This is a genomic window from Gracilimonas sediminicola (assembly GCF_024320785.1).
GTDB classification, from domain to species: domain Bacteria; phylum Bacteroidota; class Rhodothermia; order Balneolales; family Balneolaceae; genus Gracilimonas; species Gracilimonas sediminicola.
This window is the reverse complement of the sequence record NZ_JANDBC010000001.1, coordinates 1,622,510-1,645,831: the sequence shown is the minus strand read 5'-3', so window position 1 is coordinate 1,645,831 and position 23,322 is coordinate 1,622,510. Positions and strand designations below refer to the sequence as shown.

Sequence of the window (23,322 nt, the reverse complement as noted above, 5' to 3'; positions counted from 1 at the left end):
GAATGGTTATCAATACTCGCAAATCGGTCTTTCGGTCACTAGGTTAATCGAAAATCAAAACACTTTTATTCGATGGTTACACTGTCATCATCAAAGCCATCGTCTTTGCTGCTTTTCCAGGCTTTGTAGAAGCTCACCAGATTTGAAACCGAGTAGGTCAGCATAAAAAAGGCGATCAGATATGCTACCGAATCGGGGTTCATAATAATCAGCACCGCGGTGATGATAGTAATCACCCCAAGAATGGAGAGCTGCATAGCAAATAACATCAGCAGGCCGAATAGCCCCAGAAAAGAAGCAAAGGTAATTGGGATTAGTTCGGGGAAGATAAAAATCAGGACTCCGGTAACGATCGGAAGTGCAATCATCGGGGAAGGCAACCGGAACGCCAGGAACATCAGCCCCAGAGAAAGCAGATAGGCGCCGGCAATCAGGTAGAGAAAGTTTGGGAAAACAAGCGTTAAAACGCCCGTAGCTAATGTGAGCATCGCGTTAAATACCTGTCGTTGCCGCGATTTATTTTGTAAGCGATTCTGATAGTTTTCAAACATAATTGTCTATTAAATTTTCTTTAATTGCACGGAGGGTTCTGAAACCATTCCGCAATAACATTGAAGCCTTGGCAAATTTCATTAATCAAGCTCCACGAATTCTACATTTCTGCTCTCAGTATCCAGAAAAGCGATGGATGCTTTTCCATCAAAGCCGTTTGCCGTGCCTGGATTTATAACGATGGTTTTTCCGGATTCTTTATACACCATTTCGTGAGTGTGTCCGGTGATCACAACGTCATATCTGCCTGATTCGATCAGAGCGTCTGTAATTTCAGCATAGGTGCCATGATATACGGCAATGGTTAACCCTCCCTGTTCCGTTCTCAAAAAGTCGCCGGCCAGCTCGGCTCCGATCTCCCTGAATTTCGACATCAGAAGATATTTGTCACCATCGTTATTGCCGAAAATCCCTTTCAGGTTCAGACCTTCAAAATGCGGAATCATAAACGGACTGCAATAGTCTCCGGCATGCAATATGAGTTCTGCATTCCGATCTTTGAAGATCCTGATGGCTTTTTTCAGGTTAGGGATGTGATCGTGCGTGTCAGATATGATTCCAATCAGCATGGGTTCGTTTTTCGTTATTCATTGATTTGGTTTGGTAACACCTCATTACAAATAACTAAAATATATCCAAAGCTGAAAAGAAGCAGCGGGCAGAATAATCTACCCACCACTTTTCGCTGATTCGCTTTATTTAATCAGTGTCAGTTTTTTGGTCAGAACTATTGAACCCGCCTTCAATCGGTAAATATACATTCCTGATGATAGGTTGGCTGCATTAAAGTTCACGGAGTAACTACCCGCCGGCTTATTATTTTCATCAACAAGAGTGGCCACTTCCCGACCCAGCATATCGAAAACCCGTAAATCTATGCTGACCGATTTTGGCAAATCATACCTGATAATGGTGGATGGGTTAAACGGGTTGGGATAGTTTTGTCGAAGTGCGAACTCGTCAGGAATTCCGCTTTCGACTTCGGAAGAAGTAAGCAGCTTGGTGGTAAACGACCAACTCTCGCTCCATTCTCCCGTTCCGTATTCATTATTACCCCGAACCCGCCAATAGTACTGCGTATTTTCAGCGAGATCCTGAATAGTGACGGTTGTATCCTCAACTTCTTCAAAATGAGTATGCAGTTCCGCAAAGCCGGCATCGGTGGAGACTTCAACATCGTAGTTTACTGCCAGGCCATATTTTTTCTGTTGATCATCAGGAAACCATTTCAGGTTCAGGATCAGATCTGTATCCATCGCTTCGTTTCCCGGAAGATGTAAAATCGGTATTTTGGGGAATGAACTTGTGGGTCCGGTTGTGAATGACCAGGTGCTACTCCATTCACCCAGACCTTCCTCAAATATCCCTCTTACCCTCCAGTAAAAGACCGTGCTCGGAGGAAAAATGTGGACGGTCAATGTGGTGTCTACTATCGTATCTGCCCAGAAAATTCCTTCTGAAAAATCAGCTACGTAAGAGCCCTGGAATTCGTAATTGAGAGCTTCTGGAAGAGGTTTCCACACAAATATGACCGAGTCTTCCAGGCCTGTGGCTTCATTGGCAGGTAAAAGTAAAGCCGGAACCGGAGAGGGTTGCTCGTCTTCCACAGAAAAAGAATACACCTTTGACCAGGCAGCTTCTCCGTATTCGTTGAGTCCACGCACCCTCCAGAACCAAGACGTTCCCTTTGCCAGAGGCTTGGAGGTTAACGCGGTATCAGCACTAACACTGTCGATGGCCGGAGAATTGAAGGACTCTTCGTCATCCAGCTGAAACTGATATTCATCAGCATGAACATCGGAATGCCATGTAAACGTGAGTTCGGTCGGTTGATTTTCAGCCATATGAACCGGTGAAATGAGCTTGATGCTGTCCGGAAATGAACTCAGCGGTGAAGTTGCAAAGCTGAACACCTCACTCCACTCACTTTCCATGTCTTCAGCTACAGCTTTTACTCTCCAGTAGAGCTGACGCGCAGGCGGAAGTTCAGGAATGAAAAGCGTTGTGTCTGTAATGCCCTCTATAAAATAGTTGTCGGCGTTATCAAAGTTCTCAACTTCCGATCCTTCAAAATTGTAACTGACAGCATTTTCTACAGCACTCCAGACAGCCGTAACGGTATCTTTGAGTCCAGTTGACCCGTCTGCCGGATAAAGCAGTCCGGGGGGATCAAGCGGCTCTGCAGCTGTGGTAAAGCTATAGGTATCTGACCAATCGCCTTCATGATAAACGTTTGTACCCCGAACCCGCCAGTAATAGGTGCTACCCTCAGCTAAGCCTTCAGTAATTGTAATCGAGGTATCAACGTCAGAGTTATTGAAAATGATGGAAGAAAAAGCTGCATCCTCCGCCACTTTGATCTGATATTCTTCTGCATAGGAATCAGAGTGCCAGAGGAAGGATATTTCAAGGGGCAAGTCCTGCACCTCATCTGCAGGTGCTATTAGTGCAATACTTTTGGGTTTAGCGCTGTTTTCTGTGGTGGTGAAGTTAAACACTTCACTCCACTCGCTTTCGTCTTCGCCCACAACAGTTTTTACCCGCCAATAAAATGTAACTGAAGGAGGTAACCCATCCCCAAAATAAGTAGTGTCCTCAATCCCCTCTGCCAAAAAATTGTCTTCGGAGTTGAAATCATCCACACCGGAAACTTCAAGGGTATAGCTGTCGGCACCTTCTACCGACCTCCATTTTATTGTGAGAGTATCTTCAACTCCTGTAGTGCCTTTTGCCGGGCTGAGTAATTGAGGTGCATCAGGAAGTGTTTGCAGCGTTGTGAAGCTGAATACTTGAGACCACGAAGCCGCTCCGTACTCGTTAATTCCCCTCACCCTCCAAAAATAGGTGGTGGATTCTTCTAATGTACCCGAAGCAAAGAGGGTATCCTGCACGGTGTTATCCGCAACCGGTGATGTAAAAGCATCCGACTCATCAATCTGGATTTGATATTCATCGGCAAATACATCGGAGCGCCACACAAAAGTCATTTCGAGGGGCTGATCCGGCGACATATCAAGCGGAAAAATTAAGGTAATGGGGTCGGGCATCAGGCTGTTTTCCGTGGTAAAGAAGCTAAATACCTCACTCCATTCACTTTCCTGTTCCCCGGATAGCGTTTTTACTCTCCAGAAAAGTTCTCTGTCCGGTGGCAGCTCCGGGATAAACAGTGTGGTATCCGTTATGCCTTCCATATAGAAGTTATTCGGGTCGCTGAAATCAGAAGTCTCTGATCCTTCAAAGATATAGCTATCGGCATTTTCTACAGAACTCCAAACCGCCGTTACGGTATCTTCCAAACCGGTTGCGCTATTCACCGGAAACAGCAGTTCGGGTGCAGATGGCTGAGCTTCTTCTGTGGTGAAGCTGAAAACATCCGACCAGCTCCCCTCACCATACTCATTTACACCACGAACCCTCCAATAGTATTTGGTGCCGTCATCAAGCACACCTGTAGTAGTATTTGTGCCGGCTTTGGTCATATCACTTATCGGCGAGACAAACCCTTCCAGCGTATCGAGTTGAATTTGATATTCATCTGCGTATTCATCGGATTGCCAGGATAAGGTAACATTAGCTAATACCCCTGTGGCCCCATCAAAGGGAGAATTGAGTGTAATCGGCCCAGGCATTGAACTTGTTTCTGAAGAAGTAAAGCTGAATGCTGGACTCCACTCACTTTCCTGATCCCCATTCACTGCTTTAACCCTCCAGTACAGCGTCTGGTTAGGAGGTAAATCCGAAATAAAAAATGTGGTATCTGTTATGCCTTCTTCAAGAGCATACGGCTCACCTGAATCAATGAACTCATCCGATGCTGCTTTTTCAAGTGTGTAACTGTCTGCATTCTGAACGGTGTTCCAAACCAGCGTCACAGCATCTTCAACTCCTGCAGTTTCATCCGCCGGAGAAACCAAAACCGGAGCTGATAAAGGAATTACGGGCGGATTATTTTTCAGGTAGGGATAAGAATTCCCCTCATCGATTGCCCATATGGTGGAAAAATTCCAGGTACTGAAACTTGCCTGCTGCTTCATTTCTGCCTCCGTAAGCCCGGTCCCAAACCCATTGTCCGGACTTCCGCTGGCGGTATTCCAATAGTTGGCGACTTCAGAGCCCCCGCCGTCTTCTGCCAATAATCCACCTGTATCTGACGTACCAGCTGCATACGTTGTTGAAATGGTGCCTGTGTTATAACCAACAACTCCTCCATTTGCCCCATCAACCGTACTGTAGCTATTGATGACCACCCCAAAACTATTCCGGCCCACTAGTCCACCACTCGCGTTGGGAGACGAGCCTTCGGTAAAGCTTGAATTTACATTTCCCGATGAGTTATTCCCGACCAACACCCCGGAGTTGGTTCCCGACACTGCAACATTTGCATAGCTTAGGCTTACCGACCCATCCCCTGATCCATTCAAACCCACCAAACCTCCTACATTCGAAACACCGGCCACGGTTCCTGTTACTGAGCAGTTGCTCACCGACCCATTTGAGTTTTCCCCGAGAAGCCCTCCAACCGGGCTGTTTCCGGTTACATCCACATCCTCCAGGTGCACATTAACCAGGGAAGCATCGGTATCTATATATCCGAATAAACCTGCCCGCACCCCGGCTGCTACCCGTTGCATATAAAGTCCAGTAATCTTGTATCCGTCACCGTTGTAGCTGCCCTCAAACTCGCTGTTAAACTGTCCGATGGGAACCCACCCCAATCCCGAGTAATAAAAGTCTCCGGCCGGATCATCCCCGCCAAGATCAATATCTGCGGTTTGTATAAAATGAGAGCTAAGGTGATTGCGAACTTCATTTAGTTGAGCCGCCGTGGCTACCTGATAAGGATCGCCCGGGGTTCCCGAACCGCCTGCAAATTGAGCAAAAACTTCCGAAGGCAGCAAAAGTGCCATAAATAGAATAAATCCAATTCCTTTACTCATAATAATTCCCCTTGATTGATATTCCTGTTTTAGATTACTTATTGGGTGTGTCTTACTGTGGTTTGCGTAAAAAAAAGCCGGCCACATCAACTTAATTTTTCAGGTGTGAAGGGAGAGGTAACAGAATTGCTCTTAGACTGGAAAGCCGGCGACCAAAAGGCTTCCGAAGCTATTTTCCCGTTGGTATATGCCCGGCTGAAGGAGATTGCCCATGCCCACATTATCCGTGAACGCAACGACCTGACTTTTCAAAAAACGGATTTAGTGCATGAAGTTTTTCTGAAAATGATAGATCAAACCCGGATCGAAGCCTCTGACCGAAATCATTTCTACAGTATTGCTTCCCGCTGTATGAGGCAAATTTTGGTGGATTATGCCCGCAAAAAGAACAGCAAAAAAAGAGGGTCGGGGCAAAAAGCCGTTACACTGGATGAAAACCTGGCCGGCGAATCCGCTTCGCCTACTGATATTATTCGCATCGATGAGGCTTTGGATAAATTAGCCGGGCTGGACGAGCGGATGTCAAAAGTTACTGAACTTCACTTTTTTGGCGGCTTGAGTATTCCCGAAACTGCTGATGTTCTCGGAGTTTCCACCAGTACCATCGACCGGGAATGGAAAAAAGCCAAACTTTGGCTTTATCAATTTATATCTGAACAAAAAGAATGAGGTGTTCGCGCTTTTTATACGCATACCTTTACAATGGATGAACAACGCTGGCATACGATTAATCAAATACTGGACACCGCTCTGGGTCTTCAGGAAAAAACACGTAATGAGTATGTGCGGGAAACGTGTGGCACAGACACCAACCTTGCCGACCAAATTCTTTCCCTGTTAAGCGAACTGCCTGAAAGCGATGTTTTTTGGGAAGCCGAGAAGAAGCTCAGCGAAACCCTGCTTCGTGATTATTCCCAAAATGTGCTTAACAAAGAGCTGTCCGAAACGCTTCTCCCTTTCAAAATCGGCAAGTATGAGGCCACAGAGCTGATAGGCCGCGGCGGCATGGGTACGGTGTACAAAGCCCGGAGAATTGATGGCGAGTTTGAGCGGATTGCAGCCATTAAAGTTGTGAATGAGTTCTTTCTTTCGGATTCCACTATGGAGAGATTCCGAAGAGAACGCCAAATTCTCGCCCGGTTAAATCACCCCAATATTGCCGTTCTTTTCGATGGCGGAGTCCTTGAAGACGGGCGTCCATATCTGATTATGGAATTAATAGAGGGCACCTCAATCACAGAGTATTCGGTTGAACATCATTTGCCACTCTCAGAGCGAATTGAGCTCCTGAAGAAACTCTGCCTTACCGTTCATTACGCTCATCAAAACCTGATTGTGCACCGCGACCTGAAGCCCTCCAATATTCTGGTTAATGAGATGGGGGAACTAAAAGTTCTGGACTTTGGGATTGCCCGGCTTTTGAAAGAGAATATATATGAAGAAAACGCCCATCGGGTGTTGAGCCTGCAATACGCTTCCCCGGAGCAAATTCAGAATAAGAAAATTACGACTGCCTCAGATATTTATAACTTGGGACTCCTGGGTTGGGAGCTGATTTGTAACGAAAAGCCTCTTAATTTTTCGGGAATAAGCAGGAATGAAGCAGAGGAGATCATCCTGAATAAACCTCCGAATACACTTTCACAAACCATCCCATCTGATCTGCAGGCTATACTTCAGAAAGCTATTCAAAAAAAGCCTGAAGACCGGTATTCATCGGCGCTTGAATTCCACCAGGATCTGGAAGACTTTCAGCAAAAGAGGCCTGTAAAAGCTGTCCCCGGGAATTACAGATACAAAACCCGCAGATTTGTAACCCGAAATCTAAAATTCGTAGTTGCAGCCGTGGTTTTTGTTCTATCGCTTTCCACACTGTTATTCTATCATATTCAAACCGTTTCGCATGAACGGGACAAGGCCCTTGAAGAAGCTGAAAAAGCCCGGATTACGAGTGCCTTTATGTCGGGCGTATTTGAGAATGCGGACTACACCCGGGATGATGAATCGGCCATTACATCTAACCAATTTCTTGATGACGGAGTTGAATACATTCACCGGGACTTGGGACATTATCCTGATGTACAGGCACAGCTGCTCGAAACCGTAGCCCGAGTCCATCAAAACCTCGGGAATCTGGATAAGGCCGAAGAGTTGTATTTAGAAGTGAAGGATATCAGAGAGTCTCTTCCCTCCGATCATCCGGATAAATACCTATTGGCTTCCTGTTATCACAATCTGGGTGACTTTTACCGGGACAAAGGAGACTACTCCAAATCGGAGTACTATTACATTCAGGCATTAGAAGAAAAACAAAACAATCCTGACACGGAAATAGCTTCTCTTGGAAATACAATGGAGGGCTTAGGGTGGATTTGGTTTATACAAGGAAAGACCACCAAAGCAGATTCCATTATACTAAGTGCCAAATCGGGTTATGAGGCGGCTGAAATGAACGAAACCATGCTCTACTCAAATATACTTCAAAACCTGTCTTGGATATATTTTTCACAAGGAAGCCGCCATACAGCTGACAGCCTTTTTAGAGTCACCCTGGATCTGCGAGAACAACTTTACAACCAGGATGCCCCAAATGCTACAAGGAAAGCTATCGCCCAAACGCTTCATAGCCTGGGCTGGGCAACTTTTGTGCAGGGCAATCTCGATGAGGCAGCTGATTTTACCCAACGAGCAATAGAAATTCGGGATGAGGTATTGGGTCGAAATCACTTCGAAACAGCCTGGAGCATCAATAATCTTGGATTGATAGAGCGAGCCCGTAATAATAGAAGCAGAGCCGAGCAACTTCTACAAGAGGCCTATACCATCCGAAAAGAGGTGTTGGGGGAATCACATCCTCACACTATTCAAAGCTTAAACAACCTTAAGCTTTTTGAGCAGGACCTTAATTGATTCCCATAAGTTTCTATTTTAATCTTTTCTCTTCCTTTGAACGATCTTACGGCTTTACTAATTTTAGGGCATATGGATGAAAAACACTTTCACATAAAAAACATGGTGTGCAGTCACTGCGCGGAAGTTCTGGAAGAAAAGCTGCTGGCTGCCGATTTTGAGATTCAGAAAATCGAACTCGGACAGCTGACCTTATCAAATCCGGTTACCGCAGATGAATACGAACGCCTGATTCAAGTTGTGCGCAACAATGGGTTTGAATTGATTAACGATAAAGGCAGCCGGATTGTAGAGCAGATTAAACAGCTTATCATTCAGTTGATCCGCACCGACAAGGAGCTGGAGGGCAACCTGTCTGCCTATCTTTCCAAAAAAATTAATAAAGATTATCAGCAGCTCAGTCGGTTGTTTTCCAATGTGGAGGGGAAATCCATTGAGCGGTATTACATCCTGCAGAAAATTGAGCGGGCCAAAGAGCTTATTGTTTATGGCGAACAAAGCCTCACGGAAATCGCCTATGAGCTTGGATATAGCAGTCAGCAGCATTTCTCCCGACAGTTTAAGAAAGAAACCGGGCTGTCACCCTCTCACTTTAAGGACGTGAAGGAGAACAAGCGCATCTCCATCGACAAGCTCTGACAAAATCCTGCACAAGAATTACACAATACTGCAATCCACCCGGTGCAGATACCGCTATCTTGAGATCAAATTAACAGATATGCTATGATCTCGTTCCTGAAAAAATACCGGGAGGTTGCTATTGCCTCCGTTTTCCTTATTGCCGCACTGATTGCCCGGCACGCTTTTACTTTTACCGGACAGGAATATGTGTTCATTTCCCTCTTTGTCATTTCATACCTGTTTGTAGGCGGGCCCGTGTGGATGAAAGCTTATCGGTCCATAAAAAAAGGAACCCTGTTCAGTGAGTTTTTCCTGATGGGTATTGCCACCATTGGAGCTTTTGCTTTGGGTGAATACGCAGAAGGCGTGGCGGTCATGCTCTTTTACATGATTGGAGAATATGCACAACACGGAGCGGTTACCAAGGCCCGCCACTCTATCCAAAAGCTGATTGAGCAGCAGCCTGATATTGCAACGGTAGAGCGGAATGGAGCAACCATCATGGTGCATCCCGGCCAGGTTGAAGTTGGGGATATCATTCAGGTGCGGCCCGGAGAAAAAGTACCGCTGGATGGTGAATTGCTCACCGAGAAAGCATCCTTTAATACCGCGGCCCTTACCGGAGAATCCAAACCTGTAAACCGAACTTCCGGCGAAGAAGTCTGGGCCGGCTCCATTAATCAGGACAGGCTTGTTCGCATCCGGGTAAACAGTGTATTTGAGGACACCAAGCTTTCCCATATTCTTGAAATGGTACAAGAGGCCGCCCAGCGAAAAGCCCCCACTCAGCGCTTTATGACAAAATTCGCTAAAGTGTACACCCCTATCGTTGTATGGCTGGCAGTCGCCGTTACGTTTGTCCCCTATTTATTTGTAGAGCAGTATGTATTTCAGGAGTGGTTCTATAAAGCCCTCGTTTTTCTTGTGGTTTCTTGCCCTTGTGGACTCGTAATCTCTATACCGCTCGGTTATTTCGGGGGAATCGGGGCCGCCTCCAGAAACGGTATTTTGCTGAAAGGCTCGGATTATCTGGACCAACTTCGAAAAATGAATATCCTGTTTATGGATAAAACCGGAACACTTACTGAAGGAACTTTTGAAGTGCAAACGGTGACCACCCATAACGGATTAAGTGAAGCAGAGGTCATTGCCTACGCCGCCTCGCTTGAACAACATTCCACACACCCGATTGGCAAGGCCATTCTCTCATTTAAAAACGGGCAGGAACTGTTTGAAGTTGAGCAGCAACAAGAGGTTTCCGGAAAGGGACTTAAAGGATTTATTAAACACAAAGAAGTTTTAGTTGGAAATGCAGAATTGCTAAAAGAACGTGGAGTAAAGGTAACTCAAGACAACCTTTCTGAGCCTTATACCTTTGTCCATGTAGCGGTGGACGGAGAACATGCGGGAACCATCCGTATTTCCGATAAAATTAAGGAGGACAGTAAACAGACTATTCAGGAGCTCAGGGAAAGGGGAATTCAGCGAATGATAATGCTATCCGGTGATAACCCCGATGTTGTTTCGTTTGTTGCTAACGAGCTGGGGCTTGATGAGGCTCACGGCGGCTTACTTCCTGATGAAAAATACAGCCTCGTTGAGCAGGCTTTGGGCAAAGGGAATACCGTCGGCTTTATAGGTGACGGGGTGAATGATGCGCCGGTAATTACCCTGGCTGATGTAGGTATTGCCATGGGAGGCATCGGATCAGACGCAACCGTTGACACTGCCGATGTCGTTATTCAAACCGATCAGCCTTCCAAAGTTGCCAAAGCTATCGACATCTCCCGGTTCACCCATAAGGTGGTGTGGCAAAACATCGGGTTTGCGCTGGGCATTAAAGTGCTGGTGATGGGACTTGCCGCCATTGGCCTGGCCTCTATGTGGGAAGCCATTTTTGCTGATGTGGGTGTGGCCCTTATTGCCATCGCAAATGCCATTCGTGTTCAAAACACTTTTTCTGAAGGAGGTTCCATTTTAGATTTATTCCGGAAAAGCGATGAGGTGTCGAAGCCGAAGATGGCTGCAGCTTCCTGTTGTGATGCCTGCTAAAATCAGGTTATAACGACCATGCCTGGTTCAAGCGTCCGCTTGGACCAGAATGAAACCACACCTCATCTTTAAAATCATACATCGTTCAAGCGGACGCTTGCACTATTTTATGAAGCTTGCACAATTTCAGATTTCATCACACCCAGCGCCGAACTTTCTTCTTGTAATCCAGAAACTCATCCCCAAACTTTTGCTTCATTACCTCTTCTTCAGGCTTTATCTGAAACTCGTTCATATACCAGGTGAAGCATGGAATGAACAGCACGGTAAGTAAATTCCCTAATTTAAACACAGCCGCACAAAGAATAAGAACCATCCCCAAATACATGGGATTTCTTGTAAGACGATAGATCCCTGACTTCACAAATGCAGAAGTATCCTGTGGTTTATGCGGGTTTACGGTGGTTGATTTTTTACTAAACTCAATCACCCCCAAAAGAACTACCAAACCACCTGTCGAAATGAGCAAGCCATACACCCATTCCGGCGTTTTTAGAACTAATGGCTCAAGAGTAAGCCAACGATCTGTCAGCCACATGAGTACCACACACAGCAGGAACAGAAGAGCCGGGGGAATTTTCAGTTTCAATCCATTCATGGTACTTCTAAATTTTATCAAGCGATTTGCGCTCAGGGTTTTGCAGCTTTTGGTATTCACTCATGCTCATCCCGGTTATTTCTTTAAACTGTCGCGATAAGTGTTGAAGGTTCTTATATCCTAACTGATACGCAATTTCGCTGAAGCTGAGATTCTCATACTCCACCCGTTCTTTGGCCTTTTCAATCTTCAGACGAATAAAATATTTTTCAATCGTAATTTCTTCTTTCCGGGAAAAAATGCGGGATATCGTAGCATAACTTTTGGCAAGCTTCTTAGCCAGGTAATCCGATAAGGAAGTGTCATCGGTTTCCAGCTCTCCCGAATCTACCCATTGAATCAGTGTTGTTTTCACCTTTTCCACTAAAATAGAATCTTCATCCTTAATCAGCCCAAAGTTGAAGCGCTCCATTTCTTTTTCAATCTCTTTAAGGGTGGGATGATCCCCCTGGCGGGTTACTTCAGCCTTTCCAAGCTGAACATGATCTACTTTAAGCCCCAGCGCCGTAAGCGCGGTTTCTATGACCATCTCGCAGCGGTCGCAAACCATGTTTTTTATATGCAGCGTCATTTTTTCCATAGCGTCAAGGTAAATTTAAAACCTCAAGTACCAAGCACCAAATTCCAAGCTCAAGGATATTGGTCATTGAGATTTGGTGCGAGGTCATTATTCCTATTTATCTGACCACACCGCAAATTCGTTCCCACTGGGTTCGGTGAAATGAAAGCGCCGGCCACCGGGAAAGGAAAAGGTGTCTTTTACAATTTCTGCTCCTGCATTTTTGACTTTTTCCAACGTGGCTTCCAAATCCTCACTGAAAAAAATAACCAGGGCAGCGCCGGTTTCGGTTGTTGATTTCATTTCTGACTTATAAAACCCTCCGTTAATCCCCTCGTTCGAAAAATCACAGTACTCCGGTCCATAATCCGTGAACTCCCAGCCAAAGGCATTCCTGAAAAAGGTTTTAGTAGCTTCAAGATCCGCTGATGGGAATTCTACATAATCTATTTTCTCGTGTTTGCTCATATCATCTTGATTCATTCAATTGTGGTTGAGGGCATTTAAGCCGTCTCCATTAATATATTCCACCTCTGATAAGTATCAAATATTGATGCTTTTTTTAGGTACAATAAAGAGAAACCTTAAGTAATTGTTTCTATGAAATCATTTGATGTTATAAAGTCGACCGGGGAGCGAGAAAAATTTAAGTTGTCCAAGTTAAAGCAGTCGTTGGGTAACGCCGGTGCTCAGCCGCCGGTTATTAAGGCTGTAGTGAATCATTTAGAAGAAACCGGTTACTTTCGGGATGATATCACTACAAAAGAAATTTACCGCGAGGCTTACCGTCTTCTCAAAAAGAACTCGAAGCGAGTGGCACGCAGATATAAACTGAAAGAATCGTTGCTCGAACTTGGCCCATCAGGATATCCTTTTGAAGTTTTGATTTCTGAAGTATTCAGGAGCTTAGGGTACAAAACTGAGGTTGGGGAAACCGTTCAGGGTAAGTGTGTTTCTCATGAAATAGACGTAATTGCACAAGATGAACAGGAGATTTTCATGATTGAATGCAAGTTCCATAACCGGAAAGATCATCATTGTAATGTCACTATACCTTTGTATGTGCAGTCCCGTTTTTTGGATGTTTCAGAAACCTGGAAGACTGACTCAAATCTAAAAAACAAAAAATCCTGTGGTTTTATAGCAACCAACACCCGGTTTACTCAGGATGCTATTGATTACGCTGCATGCTCCGGAATGAAATTACTGAGCTGGAATTACCCAAAAGGACAGGGATTGCGCAGCTTGATTGAAGAGACACAAATCCACCCGATTACAGCTTTACTAAGCTTAACCAGGAAAGAGAAACAGTCATTATTAAATGAGGATATCGTTCATTGCAAGCAGCTGCTGGATCAGCAAGAGGTCTTGAATCAACTGCGGTTCAGCCATAGTAAAAGATCAAAAATTATAAAGGAAGCAGAGGAAGTGTGTACCGTTTAACAAACTTGGTTTGGTGAAGCTGCTTCATTATCATCTGATAATCTTAAACCCGGACATTCATCATGAAAGAGAAAATATTATCCTACGAAAACGAAGACATCAAAGTCACCTGGGACCTGAAGCGATGTATCCATGCTGAAGAGTGTGTGCACGGGCTACCCGATGTATTCGACCCCAACCAAAAGCCCTGGATACAACCTGAGCAAGCCGAAGCCGGGGATCTGGCGGAAGTGATTGAGCGATGCCCTACCGGAGCCTTACATTATGAATTAAAGAAAACCACTGAAAAGGAAGAGGCGCCGGAACAGAATGTAATCACCATAGAGAAAGACGGGCCCATTTATATTCACGGCGAAGTGGTGATTCGTGATATGGATGAAAACGTCGTGCTCAAAGATACACGCGTAGCCATGTGCCGCTGTGGTAAATCCAAGAATAAACCTCTTTGCGATAACTCACATATTGAGGCCGAGTTCAAAGCCGATACCTCCTACAACCCGGAACGCCTGCGCACCGAACCGGTAAACGGAAAGGGTGGGGAGCTTTCCATCAAACTGTTTGATAACGCGCCCTTTCTGGTACAGGGTAATTACGACCTGGTAGGTGAAGAAACCGGAAGGGAAACATGCAGCAAGAAAATGAGTTTTTGTCGCTGTGGGGGATCCCATACCAAACCCTTTTGCGATGGCACTCACAAGAAAGTCGGTTTTGTCTCTGATTAAAGGTTATTCGTGTAATTATTAACTTATCAAGGATATTCATCCATTCTCAAAATAACGAATAACAGTTATCAAGATGTCCAATCCTAAAATCATACTTGCTGTTGCGGCTTTCTTGCTCACCATTGCTGTAGCAGCCGGTGCTTTCGGCGCCCATGCTTTAAAAAATACTCTGAGTGCAGAGCGACTCGAAACCTGGCAAACGGCCGTTCAATATCATGCATGGCATGCTCTGGGTTTGATGCTGATTGCCCTAATCGGAGCTCAGTTTCAGATGGTTGTAACCTGGCCGGCTTCACTGATTCTGTCAGGAATCCTTATTTTCTCCGGCAGCCTGTATATACTGTGCCTGTCCGGAGCAAGCTGGCTCGGAGCTATAACCCCCATTGGTGGTGTCGCTTTTATTACCGGATGGGTACTGCTTGGAGTGCAGGTTTTGAGAAATGCATATTGAGGCTTTCTACGATTATTGCCTGTCACTGCCCGGGGTTTCCGAAGACTTCCCATTTGGAGAACAAACGCTGGTTTTTAAAGTAATGGGCAAGATGTTTGCCCTTACCGACATTGAGGTTTTTGAAAGCATCAACCTTAAGTGTGAGCCGGTGAGAGCGCTCGAACTTCGCGCATCTTATGAGGAAGTTAAGCCCGGCTATCATATGAACAAAAAGCACTGGAACACGGTGAGCACTACCGGTGCTTTGGGAGATGAGCTACTCTTTGAGCTGATTAAACATTCTTATGACTTAGTAGTCGCCAAGCTTCCCCGAAAAGATCGTTAAGCACTATCCCCCTGAGCCCGATTTACCTGGTACCATGCGGCTCATCATCTTTTTAAAGAAAGCCCAGAAAAATTCAAATTGACCAAACAAGGCCCCGTAGATCAGCAGAAAAATATTATACAGCGGAAGGATAGTTACCAGCCAAACAACCGCCTTAAGCCAGAACGGATCCGTGTCGATAATCCCTATCAGATTAAAAACGAAACGTCTGGCGTAAAGTGCCGTAAAGCCGGTGCAAGCAAAGACGATGAGTATCACCAGCACCTGCCAGTTGCTGGTTATTCCCCACCGGGATTTTAATTGTTGAAGTATTTTCATCACAAAAGTTTTATTTGTCAAAAAATATCCTTTTTCTAAACCTATATGAAGTTAAATAGTTAGATTTATTTGTAGGAAATTTTTACAAAAATACTACTGTGCTTTCTTGCAATTCCTTCTTCCGGCAGGTAGTTTCAGCTGAAAGGAAGGACATTCGGAGTTTATTTGAAGACTAACAATCAGGGTATGCATTCATATGTAATGGAGGCGATTGGTGCCTTTTTTCTTGTATTGGTTTTTGGCTTTACAGGAGATCCGCTCGCCATCGGCTTAACCTTAATGGCTTTGGTTTATATTGGTTCCCGCATTTCGGGAGCTCACTATAACCCTGCCGTTTCCCTCGCATTTTTTTTAAAAAGAAGGCTTTCCGGAGCTGAATTTGCAGGCTACCTGATCGCACAGCTTTTCGGAGCATTTCTGGCAGCAGCAGCAATTTTCTTTCTCTCCACTTCCGTTTTTTACATTGAACCGCCGGCTACCACCAATTTATATCAGCAGGTATTTGCCGAGGTGGTATTCACCTTCATTTTTGTGTTAGTGATGCTGACTCTGGCCCTCACTAAAAGCTTTCGTAAAAGTTCTCTCTCCGGTTTGGCTGTTGGTCTCGCTTTTGGCGGGATGCTTATGGTGGCTACCCCCGTTTCAGGTGGTATTTTAAACCCGGCAACCTCCATCGGCACAGCCAGCTTCGATCTTATCAACGGAGGAAATTCTATTATTCACTCTCTGCTTTATACACTGGCTCCCTTAACGGGTGGGGCATTAGCTGCTTTTGCGTTCAGCTATTTTCATAGATTGGAATTCTGAAATAGAACCGGCTTCCAACTCCTTCTTCACTCTCTACCTTGATATCACTTTGATGTGCATTGAGGATTCCCTTAACAACCGATAAGCCCAAACCTGTTCCGCCCTTGTCTCTTGATCGTGCCTTATCAGTACGATAAAAGCGATCGAACAAACGATCCAGATGTTCCTCGCCAATTCCGGGTCCTGTATCTTTTACGTACACTTCTACCCGCTCATCCATTTGCTTCAGCCCAACTTCCACCTCACCTTCCTGCGTGTATTTAATGGCATTCGAAATCAGGTTATCTACCACCTGCTCCATTTTATTTGGATCGGCATTTACCATAAATGACTTAAGGTTAGCTGCTTTAAGCTGAAGTCCTTTTTCCTGTGCAATCGGCTCATACATCATCAACGCTTCGTCAATAATTTCCTTTAAGTCAAAAACCTCCCGATTGATAAAGTTTTCGTCAAAGTCATAGCGTTGCAATGTTTTGATGTCTTCAAATAGCCGGGCTACTCGCTTGATCTGTTTCTGAGCGGTCAACATATACTGCTTTTTCTTTTCGGGCTGAAGGTTTTTCAGCTCTAACATTTCCAGGGCTCCGGAAATGGTGTGCAGGGGATTTCTGACTTCGTGAGTTATATCCGCGAAAAACTGGCTCTGCTTTTCGTTGAGCATTTTCAGCTTCTCATTATCTGCCCGAAGGGTGCGAGCCATATGATTTAGAGAATCAGCTAACGTGCCGAACTCATCATTTCTGTTCAGATCAATTTTTCGGTCCAGATTTCCTTTTGCGATATCAAGTGCTGCCTCATTCAACCGCTGAATGGGTGCCGCCATGTACCGCGCAAATAAGATACTAACCACAATCACCGCTGCTATAGAGAAGAACATCCCCGCATAAATAATATGACGAATGCTGGCTACAGCTGCGTAATACTGCCTTTTGTCCTGACTTATTCTCAGGTACTGAGCGGCGTTATCCGACTGACCCAGATCTACATAAGCGATAAGCTTCTCCGGGTTCTCGTCAGACCGGACGATAGGGTCGCCATCTTCACGCTCCAGCTCGGTCAGTAAATCTTCGTTCAAATACGGTTCTACATCCTCAAAAGCAGAATCAGGAAAGGTTAAAAAGCGAACCCCGCCTCTGTCATAAACCGCCATTTCGTATTTAGAAAGTCGGGCTTGCCGCTGAATTTTATCATCAAACAGAGCATTATCTTTAAAACTACCAGCCGCAAGAGCCAGGGAAAGAGCATCCCTCTCAAACTGTTCCACGCCTTCATCCAACAAAAAGCTGCGGATAGTTAGTATGGAATAGGCACTAATGGTGATGATCCCGATGATAAGCAGGATGATATAGGTCCACGCCAGTTTGGATCTTATTTTCATCTGTGTAGAAACTCTTTATTGAACCCATAGCCAACACCGCGGTATGTTTTTATGAGCTTGCCTTCATCACCCATTTTTAAGCGCAGATTTTTGACATGTACATCAACGGTCCTGTCAAATACATACTTTTCCTCATCGGAGATCTTTTCCAGAATCTGCTGCCGGCTGTATACCAGTTTAGGGTTCTGCAAAATCATTTCCGCTATGGTGTACTCGGTGTGCGTCAGGTCAATAAGTTCTTCGTTGATGTAGAGCTCCTTAGAGTCCAGGTCTAAATACACATGCCCGTACTGAATCCAGTTACTTTTATCTGGCGAACGACGGCGCAGTTGTGTTTCAACATGTGCTTTCACAAGGTTCAAGCTGGCTGGCTTTTTGATGTAATCATCCGCCCCGAGCTCAAGCCCCTCGATTTCATCTTTCTCTTCATCCCGTGCTGTCAGAAAAAGAACCGGGATTTCGTACACCACCGGATGTTTGCGAATGTGTCTGCATATTTCTTTCCCATCGTAATGGGGAACCATGATATCAAGAATAGCCAGGTGTAGATCATTGGCGTTATCATCAATTAGTTCAATGGCTTTTTTGCCGTCTTTTGCCCACAGGACATCATAGTCATTAAGTTCCAGAAAGTTTGCCAGCATCTCGCCGGATTCTTCCTCGTCTTCCACCAACAGGATTGTATGTTTGTTGCTCATTTATTCACTTTTTATGTATAAACGTGTTTAAGTGTTCGGGTGTTAAAGTACGTTTTTTAGCATTACTTTAACACCCCAACACTTTCATACTGTAACGCTTATTACTGCAAAAAATCAGAATTTACGAATGAATTACCAAGGAAAAACCATCTGGATTACCGGGGCATCATCAGGAATCGGAGAGGCCTTCACCAGGGCATTCTACAAAGAAGGGGCCAACCTGATTCTATCTTCGCGCAGACAAGAGGTTTTGGAAGAAGTAAGGAATAGTTTGGGAGAAGACACTTCCAATGTGAAGATTATCGCTCTCGATTTGATGGACGGGGACTCTTTTCCCGAAAAAACCAAGGAAGCGCTGGCTGCCTTTGGTCAGATTGACGTTCTGATTAATAACGGAGGGGTGAGTCAGCGGTCAACCGTGATGGAATCTGAAATGAGCACATTCCGGCGACTGATGGAGATCAATTATTTTGGGGCTGTTGGGTTGACTAAAGAAGTACTCCCACATATGGTGGATCGGAAATCGGGGCATATCATCGTAACCAGCAGCGTGGCGGGTAAAATTGGCACTAAATTTCGGTCAGGTTATGCCGGCAGTAAACATGCGGTTCAGGGATTTTTCAATTCACTTCGACAGGAAATGTATGAGCATAACGTAGCCGTGACCTTACTTTGCCCGGGATTCATCAAAACCGACATCTCCAAAAATGCCTTAACCGGAGACGGTTCCAAATTCGACAAGATGGGAGACGCCCACTCCAATGCCATGACGGCCGATGAAATGGTGGCTAAGGTGATGCCTAAAATAAAGGCTCAAAAAGAGGAAATCTATGTAACGGGCTTTAAAGAAAAATTGGCCCTTTGGGTGCAGCGGTTCTCCCCAACGTTATTAAACAAGATTTTGAAAAACCAGAAAGTTACGTAGTTTCGGAGTCAATTTTGCGTCTATGGCACTTCAAATTAATTACTTCCTGTTTGTACTTTGCATCGTCTTCTGTTACTCCTGCAAAGATAGTATTAGCACATCCCTGCCTGAATATGAGATAAATCTATCTGTAGAAGTTGGACATAATGAAGTGGTTATTGAGCTATCGTCGGTCGGAAACATTAATATCTCTGACATTGAACTTGCTGTAAATGATTCATTATTATCTTCTCGTTTTTGGGGACGAAACAAAATAATTTGGGGCCGGTTTAATCCTGATGATCAATTATTCACCGATAATAATTCTATTGAGCTTCAGTATCAGGGTGTAACCCAAAATTTTACTTTTGATCTGGACCGAATTTCTATTTCTCAATTAGACACCAGTGCTGCAGACTCAGTAATAGAAGGTAGAATTTACAGAGAACCTCATACAGATTTTAAACTTCCTTGGCTCAATAATAATAGCCCAGACTTTAATATTGTTATTTTAGGCTATCGCGAATATGACAGAGATAATCGTGAGTACATTTTCTACCACAAACAATTTGTAACCTCTGAAACGTTTGTATCGATACCTGCTGACTTCAACCCAAACGCTTCATTAGAGCTTTACCTATGGTCCTGTTGGGGGCCAGAACCGACTCACCAGGGATACAGTAAAGACGACCCACTCCCTGTTAATTTTCGAAGGTGTTCAAATCTATTTACCCAGATATAATTTCTGTATATGCATACTATCAGTCGTGAGTCACTACTTTCATTAACCCTTATTTTCTTATCAATCTTCTTGCTTTCATGTAAAAATGAAGCAGAAAGAAATGAGTTTATAATTGGGTATGCCGGAACTTTTGACTTACACGATGTGACCGGATATGCAACCATTCAATCAAGAATTGAGGCCTATAACTTTAAAAACCCTGACCTCATACGCTCAAGTATTAATGAAAAAGATCTTGGATATTTCAGGCAAGATATAGAGTTCGCATACACTATAGAAACCTTTACTGTAGATGAAGGAATTTTATTAGAGCTGGAAGTTGAATACAATGGAAGAAAGACCACCTTTTCTGACCACATTATGCCTGAACTTAGTTATGACAAAATTTTGCTTGATGATCAAGACACCACTAGTAACGAAATTGAACTTTCTTGGAATGAAATTAGTGGGGCCGACTACTACAGTATCGATATTGAGTCTACATATTATAACTCTATTGTATGGGATACAGTAGTAGTTAATACAAACTCAATAATGTTCAATAAGGACTTCTTTCAGAGCCTGTATGGATCTATAAAAGTAAATATTACAGCAATTAAAGGCCCCCTGCCTAACGAGAAAAATTATTATAATTTAGATGGAGGTCTTAAGGGAAGATTTTTACTTATCTCAGGTTCTTATGTGAGAACACGTGGACACTCCAAAAAGTCAATAAGTAAAACTTCATCCTCCGAAGAACCAAGGTTGGTGATCGAAAATATTTTAAATCGTTACCAGTAAAGGCACTAAAAAAGAAGTTTATATGGACTCGTTAATAATAATCGATTCACGAATAACGATTAACGAACTCACCCTAACCGCTTCCGTTTTATAAGGTAAGCCAGCAAGGATTGATCAAATTGCCCCTGCGTATCCATTTCGGCAAAGTCGATTTCAAACTCACTGCAGGCCATGCGGAATTTCTTTGTGTATTCTTCCACTTTCTTCCGGTAATCTTCCCGAACCTGAGCCGGCAGCACTTCCACTTCCTCATCAACCTCCATGTCTTCAAAAACAAAGCGCCGGTCGGGGAAATCCAGGTCGCGTTCACTTTTCTTTTCCAGCACGTTGAATAACAGCACTTCATGCTTTCGGTGGCGAAGGTGTTTCAGGGCAGAAATAATCTCTTCATGCTCATCGATATTTTCAAAAAGGTCGGTGATGATGACCACCAGGCTTCGGTGGTTTAACCGTTCGGCCACTTCGTGAATAGCCTGGGCTGAAGCTGTCTTACGCTTTTCAGGGTCGTTCTTTTCCTCACGGATCAGTTCCCGCTCCAGCTCAGTATAAATCTGGCGAAGATGGGCATAGGTTGATTTGGCGGGGATGAAAGCATCGATCTTTGAATTAAAGGGGATGAGCCCACAGGCATCGCGCTGGCGGTGCATCATATACATCAGCGAGGCGGCGTAATGAATTCCATACCTGAGCTTTGTCCATTCCCCAAAATGCTTAAACAGCATGGACGAGCTTGTATCCAGCATCACATAAGAGCGCAGGTTTGTCTCCTCCTCATACTGCTTCACATAAAACCGCTCTTTCTTGGCATATACTTTCCAGTCGATATGCTTGAAGTCATCGCCGGGATTGTACGGCCGGTGTTCCGCAAATTCCACACTGAACCCATGAAACGGACTTTTATGCAGCCCGGAAATAAATCCCTCTACAATCTTCTTTGCCCGCAGTTCAAGCGAGGATAATTTCGACAGTATGCTCGGTTCTAAAATCATGATTTATTGTACTATTAATAATCTTTTTTTGAAAGGCGGATTCTTTACTTCTGAGCTGATTTCTTCACAATTACTTCGCATAGAACCGGTAACATACCGGCACTCACTCACTACATGCTTTCTTTCATGAATGCTACCTATAAACAACTCACTTCGATAATTATTGGCCTTGTCGGTTTCTTGATTCCGTTCTTCATTGAGATCCCCGGACTTTCGGAAGCCGGACATGTGGCCCTGAGCATTTTTTGTATTGCCGCCATCTTCTGGATGCTGGAACCTGTTCCCATCTACGCTACTTCCATGCTGGTGATTCTACTTCAGGTATTTTTCCTCAGCAAGCAAGGGGTTCTTTTTCCGGAAGTCTCGGCCGAATACACTCCCAACTCGTACACTGAATTTATAGGCACCTTGGCAAACCCTATTATCATTTTATTTTTGGGGGGATTTGTACTGGCTGATGCCGCCGTAAAATTCGATCTGGATAAAAACCTTACCCGGGTTTTGCTAAAACCTTTTGGAGCCAACCCAAAGTTCATCATTCTTGGGTTGATGGTGGTTACTGCTCTGCTTTCAGCATTTATGAGTAACACCGCTACCACCGCCATGATGATGACCGTCATTCTGCCCATTATAGCCCGAACCAAGCCCGGCGACCCGCTTCGAATTGGGCTCGCTTTGAGCATCCCTTTTGCAGCTAACATCGGGGGGATTGCAACACCCATCGGAACCCCGCCCAATGCCGTTGTAATTGGTGCTCTTACAACACAGGGCATTCATATTGCTTTTACTGAATGGATGCTGCTCGCTGCTCCTCTTGTCATCGTTGTTTTAATGGCCAGCTGGGTTATTATACTTTGGATGTACAAACCGGCATCCAAAATAATTGAGCTCGACATGAGCGGCTCATTCCAGAAAAATAAGGAAGCAATTTTTGTATATCTCATTTTCGGAATTACCGTTGTGCTTTGGATAACAGAGTCGCTGCACGGAGTTGGCAGCAGCATCGTAGCCCTTCTTCCGGTAGCGGCTCTTTCTTTAACGGGCATTCTGGATCAGGAGCGCATTCGCAAGCTTCCATGGGAGGTTTTATGGCTGGTTGCCGGCGGCATTTCATTGGGGATTTCCATGGAAAGCACCGGGCTGGCCGAATGGATTATTACCAGTATAAGCTGGAATATGTTTACTTCCATTTTCCTGATTATCGCATTCAGCCTGGTGGCTATTGTCATGTCTAACTTTTTATCCAACACCGTTTCAGCCACATTACTGATCCCGTTAGCCGTGAGCCTTGCCACTTCCGGGGCGGCCGGTGAAGGATTTAGCCTGGTGCTGATCAGCTTGGTGATTGGGGTGAGTGCCAGCCTCGCGATGATGCTGCCTATATCAACCCCGCCAAATGCTATTGCTATGAGTACCGGAACTATAAAAACAAACCAAATGACCAAAGCCGGTTTCGCCATTGGAATTTTCGGGCTGATGATGGTGACGCTTTATGCCCTGTTTTATTGGCCATTAATCTTAAATTGATGAGGACTC

At 44.7% G+C, this 23,322-nt stretch carries 23 protein-coding genes; 13 read left to right on the top strand and 10 right to left on the bottom strand.

Translation table 11 applies throughout. The features are described 5' to 3' along the window. Nucleotides 1-65: 65 nt before the first annotated feature. From NM125_RS07490 to NM125_RS07480, 3 genes are all read right to left on the bottom strand, one after another. Nucleotides 66-488 (bottom strand): hypothetical protein, encoded by a 423-nt coding sequence (locus tag NM125_RS07490; protein WP_255134287.1) that lies wholly within the window; start codon nt 486-488, stop codon nt 66-68. 144 nt (nt 489-632) lie between these two features. After that, a complete protein-coding gene (locus NM125_RS07485; RefSeq protein WP_255134286.1) occupies nt 633-1,121 on the bottom strand; it encodes a metallophosphoesterase in 489 nt (162 codons plus the stop codon). 126 nt (nt 1,122-1,247) lie between these two features. Then, on the bottom strand, nt 1,248-5,489 hold the full coding sequence (locus NM125_RS07480; protein ID WP_255134285.1) for a T9SS type A sorting domain-containing protein: 4,242 nt from the start codon (nt 5,487-5,489) through the stop codon (nt 1,248-1,250). A 105-nt stretch (nt 5,490-5,594) separates the two neighbouring features. Here NM125_RS07480 and NM125_RS07475 point away from each other — a divergent pair, with 105 nt between their 5' ends. The 4 genes from NM125_RS07475 (at nt 5,595) to NM125_RS07460 (ending at nt 11,072) form a co-directional block, all read left to right on the top strand. Beyond that, a complete protein-coding gene (locus NM125_RS07475; protein ID WP_255134284.1) occupies nt 5,595-6,158 on the top strand; it encodes an ECF-type sigma factor in 564 nt (187 codons plus the stop codon). Nucleotides 6,159-6,191: 33 nt separating this feature from the next. Then, nucleotides 6,192-8,399: a serine/threonine-protein kinase gene (locus tag NM125_RS07470; RefSeq protein ID WP_255134283.1), complete on the top strand. Its 2,208-nt coding sequence runs from the start codon at nt 6,192-6,194 to the stop codon at nt 8,397-8,399. A 72-nt stretch (nt 8,400-8,471) separates the two neighbouring features. After that, the gene (locus NM125_RS07465; RefSeq protein WP_255134282.1) at nt 8,472-9,038 is read left to right on the top strand and encodes an AraC family transcriptional regulator; all 567 of its coding nucleotides are present in this window, start codon (nt 8,472-8,474) and stop codon (nt 9,036-9,038) included. An 84-nt stretch (nt 9,039-9,122) separates the two neighbouring features. Next, nucleotides 9,123-11,072 (top strand): heavy metal translocating P-type ATPase, encoded by a 1,950-nt coding sequence (locus NM125_RS07460; RefSeq protein ID WP_255134281.1) that lies wholly within the window; start codon nt 9,123-9,125, stop codon nt 11,070-11,072. A gap of 136 nt (nt 11,073-11,208) precedes the next feature. Here the strand turns inward: NM125_RS07460 and NM125_RS07455 are convergent, their stop codons facing one another. The 3 genes from NM125_RS07455 to NM125_RS07445 all read right to left on the bottom strand — a co-directional run bounded on the left by NM125_RS07455 (nt 11,209) and on the right by NM125_RS07445 (nt 12,697). Beyond that, entirely contained in the window at nt 11,209-11,670 is a 462-nt protein-coding gene (locus NM125_RS07455; protein WP_255134280.1) for a methyltransferase family protein, read from the bottom strand. Between the two features lie 7 nt (nt 11,671-11,677). Beyond that, entirely contained in the window at nt 11,678-12,250 is a 573-nt protein-coding gene (locus NM125_RS07450) for an AraC family transcriptional regulator (RefSeq protein ID WP_255134279.1), read from the bottom strand. A 93-nt stretch (nt 12,251-12,343) separates the two neighbouring features. Further along, on the bottom strand, nt 12,344-12,697 hold the full coding sequence (locus tag NM125_RS07445) for a VOC family protein (protein WP_255134278.1): 354 nt from the start codon (nt 12,695-12,697) through the stop codon (nt 12,344-12,346). A gap of 132 nt (nt 12,698-12,829) precedes the next feature. On the opposite strand from NM125_RS07445, the gene NM125_RS07440 reads away from it, so the two are divergent. The 4 genes from NM125_RS07440 (at nt 12,830) to NM125_RS07425 (ending at nt 15,170) form a co-directional block, all read left to right on the top strand. Further along, on the top strand, nt 12,830-13,672 hold the full coding sequence (locus NM125_RS07440; RefSeq protein WP_255134277.1) for a restriction endonuclease: 843 nt from the start codon (nt 12,830-12,832) through the stop codon (nt 13,670-13,672). A 62-nt stretch (nt 13,673-13,734) separates the two neighbouring features. Beyond that, on the top strand, nt 13,735-14,394 hold the full coding sequence (locus NM125_RS07435; RefSeq protein WP_255134276.1) for a CDGSH iron-sulfur domain-containing protein: 660 nt from the start codon (nt 13,735-13,737) through the stop codon (nt 14,392-14,394). Between the two features lie 73 nt (nt 14,395-14,467). Beyond that, nucleotides 14,468-14,845: a DUF423 domain-containing protein gene (locus NM125_RS07430; RefSeq protein ID WP_255134275.1), complete on the top strand. Its 378-nt coding sequence runs from the start codon at nt 14,468-14,470 to the stop codon at nt 14,843-14,845. Next, nucleotides 14,835-15,170 carry an MmcQ/YjbR family DNA-binding protein gene (locus tag NM125_RS07425; RefSeq protein ID WP_255134274.1) on the top strand — a complete coding sequence of 112 codons (336 nt, stop codon included), beginning with the start codon at nt 14,835-14,837 and terminating at the stop codon, nt 15,168-15,170. Before NM125_RS07430 ends, NM125_RS07425 begins: the two co-directional genes overlap by 11 nt. Nucleotides 15,171-15,173: 3 nt before the next feature. Here NM125_RS07425 and NM125_RS07420 read toward each other — a convergent pair whose 3' ends face one another. Further along, a complete protein-coding gene (locus NM125_RS07420) occupies nt 15,174-15,488 on the bottom strand; it encodes a DUF6787 family protein (protein WP_255134273.1) in 315 nt (104 codons plus the stop codon). 186 nt (nt 15,489-15,674) lie between these two features. Between NM125_RS07420 and NM125_RS07415 the strand changes: the two genes are divergently transcribed. After that, complete coding sequence (locus tag NM125_RS07415; RefSeq protein WP_255134272.1) at nt 15,675-16,295, top strand: MIP/aquaporin family protein; 621 nt, start codon at nt 15,675-15,677, stop codon at nt 16,293-16,295. On the opposite strand, the gene NM125_RS07410 is transcribed toward NM125_RS07415, so the two are convergent. Both NM125_RS07410 and NM125_RS07405 read right to left on the bottom strand, forming a co-directional pair. Then, entirely contained in the window at nt 16,267-17,673 is a 1,407-nt protein-coding gene (locus NM125_RS07410; protein WP_255134271.1) for a sensor histidine kinase, read from the bottom strand. The genes NM125_RS07415 and NM125_RS07410 overlap by 29 nt on opposite strands. After that, on the bottom strand, nt 17,670-18,371 hold the full coding sequence (locus tag NM125_RS07405) for a response regulator transcription factor (RefSeq protein ID WP_255134270.1): 702 nt from the start codon (nt 18,369-18,371) through the stop codon (nt 17,670-17,672). The genes NM125_RS07410 and NM125_RS07405 overlap by 4 nt, the downstream gene beginning before the upstream one ends. A 127-nt stretch (nt 18,372-18,498) precedes the next feature. Between NM125_RS07405 and NM125_RS07400 the strand changes: the two genes are divergently transcribed. From NM125_RS07400 to NM125_RS07390, 3 genes are read left to right on the top strand one after another with little or no spacing between them, the layout of a single operon-like run. After that, on the top strand, nt 18,499-19,296 hold the full coding sequence (locus NM125_RS07400; RefSeq protein WP_255134269.1) for an SDR family oxidoreductase: 798 nt from the start codon (nt 18,499-18,501) through the stop codon (nt 19,294-19,296). Between the two features lie 22 nt (nt 19,297-19,318). Further along, a complete protein-coding gene (locus tag NM125_RS07395) occupies nt 19,319-20,017 on the top strand; it encodes a hypothetical protein (protein WP_255134268.1) in 699 nt (232 codons plus the stop codon). Nucleotides 20,018-20,026: 9 nt separating this feature from the next. Then, entirely contained in the window at nt 20,027-20,797 is a 771-nt protein-coding gene (locus tag NM125_RS07390; protein ID WP_255134267.1) for a hypothetical protein, read from the top strand. A 68-nt stretch (nt 20,798-20,865) separates the two neighbouring features. On the opposite strand, the gene NM125_RS07385 is transcribed toward NM125_RS07390, so the two are convergent. Continuing rightward, nucleotides 20,866-21,786 carry a DUF58 domain-containing protein gene (locus NM125_RS07385; protein WP_255134266.1) on the bottom strand — a complete coding sequence of 307 codons (921 nt, stop codon included), beginning with the start codon at nt 21,784-21,786 and terminating at the stop codon, nt 20,866-20,868. A 126-nt stretch (nt 21,787-21,912) separates the two neighbouring features. Between NM125_RS07385 and NM125_RS07380 the strand changes: the two genes are divergently transcribed. Further along, nucleotides 21,913-23,313, top strand: coding sequence for an SLC13 family permease (locus NM125_RS07380; protein WP_255134265.1), 1,401 nt, complete (start codon nt 21,913-21,915; stop codon nt 23,311-23,313). The last annotated feature ends 9 nt before the right edge of the window (nt 23,314-23,322 follow it).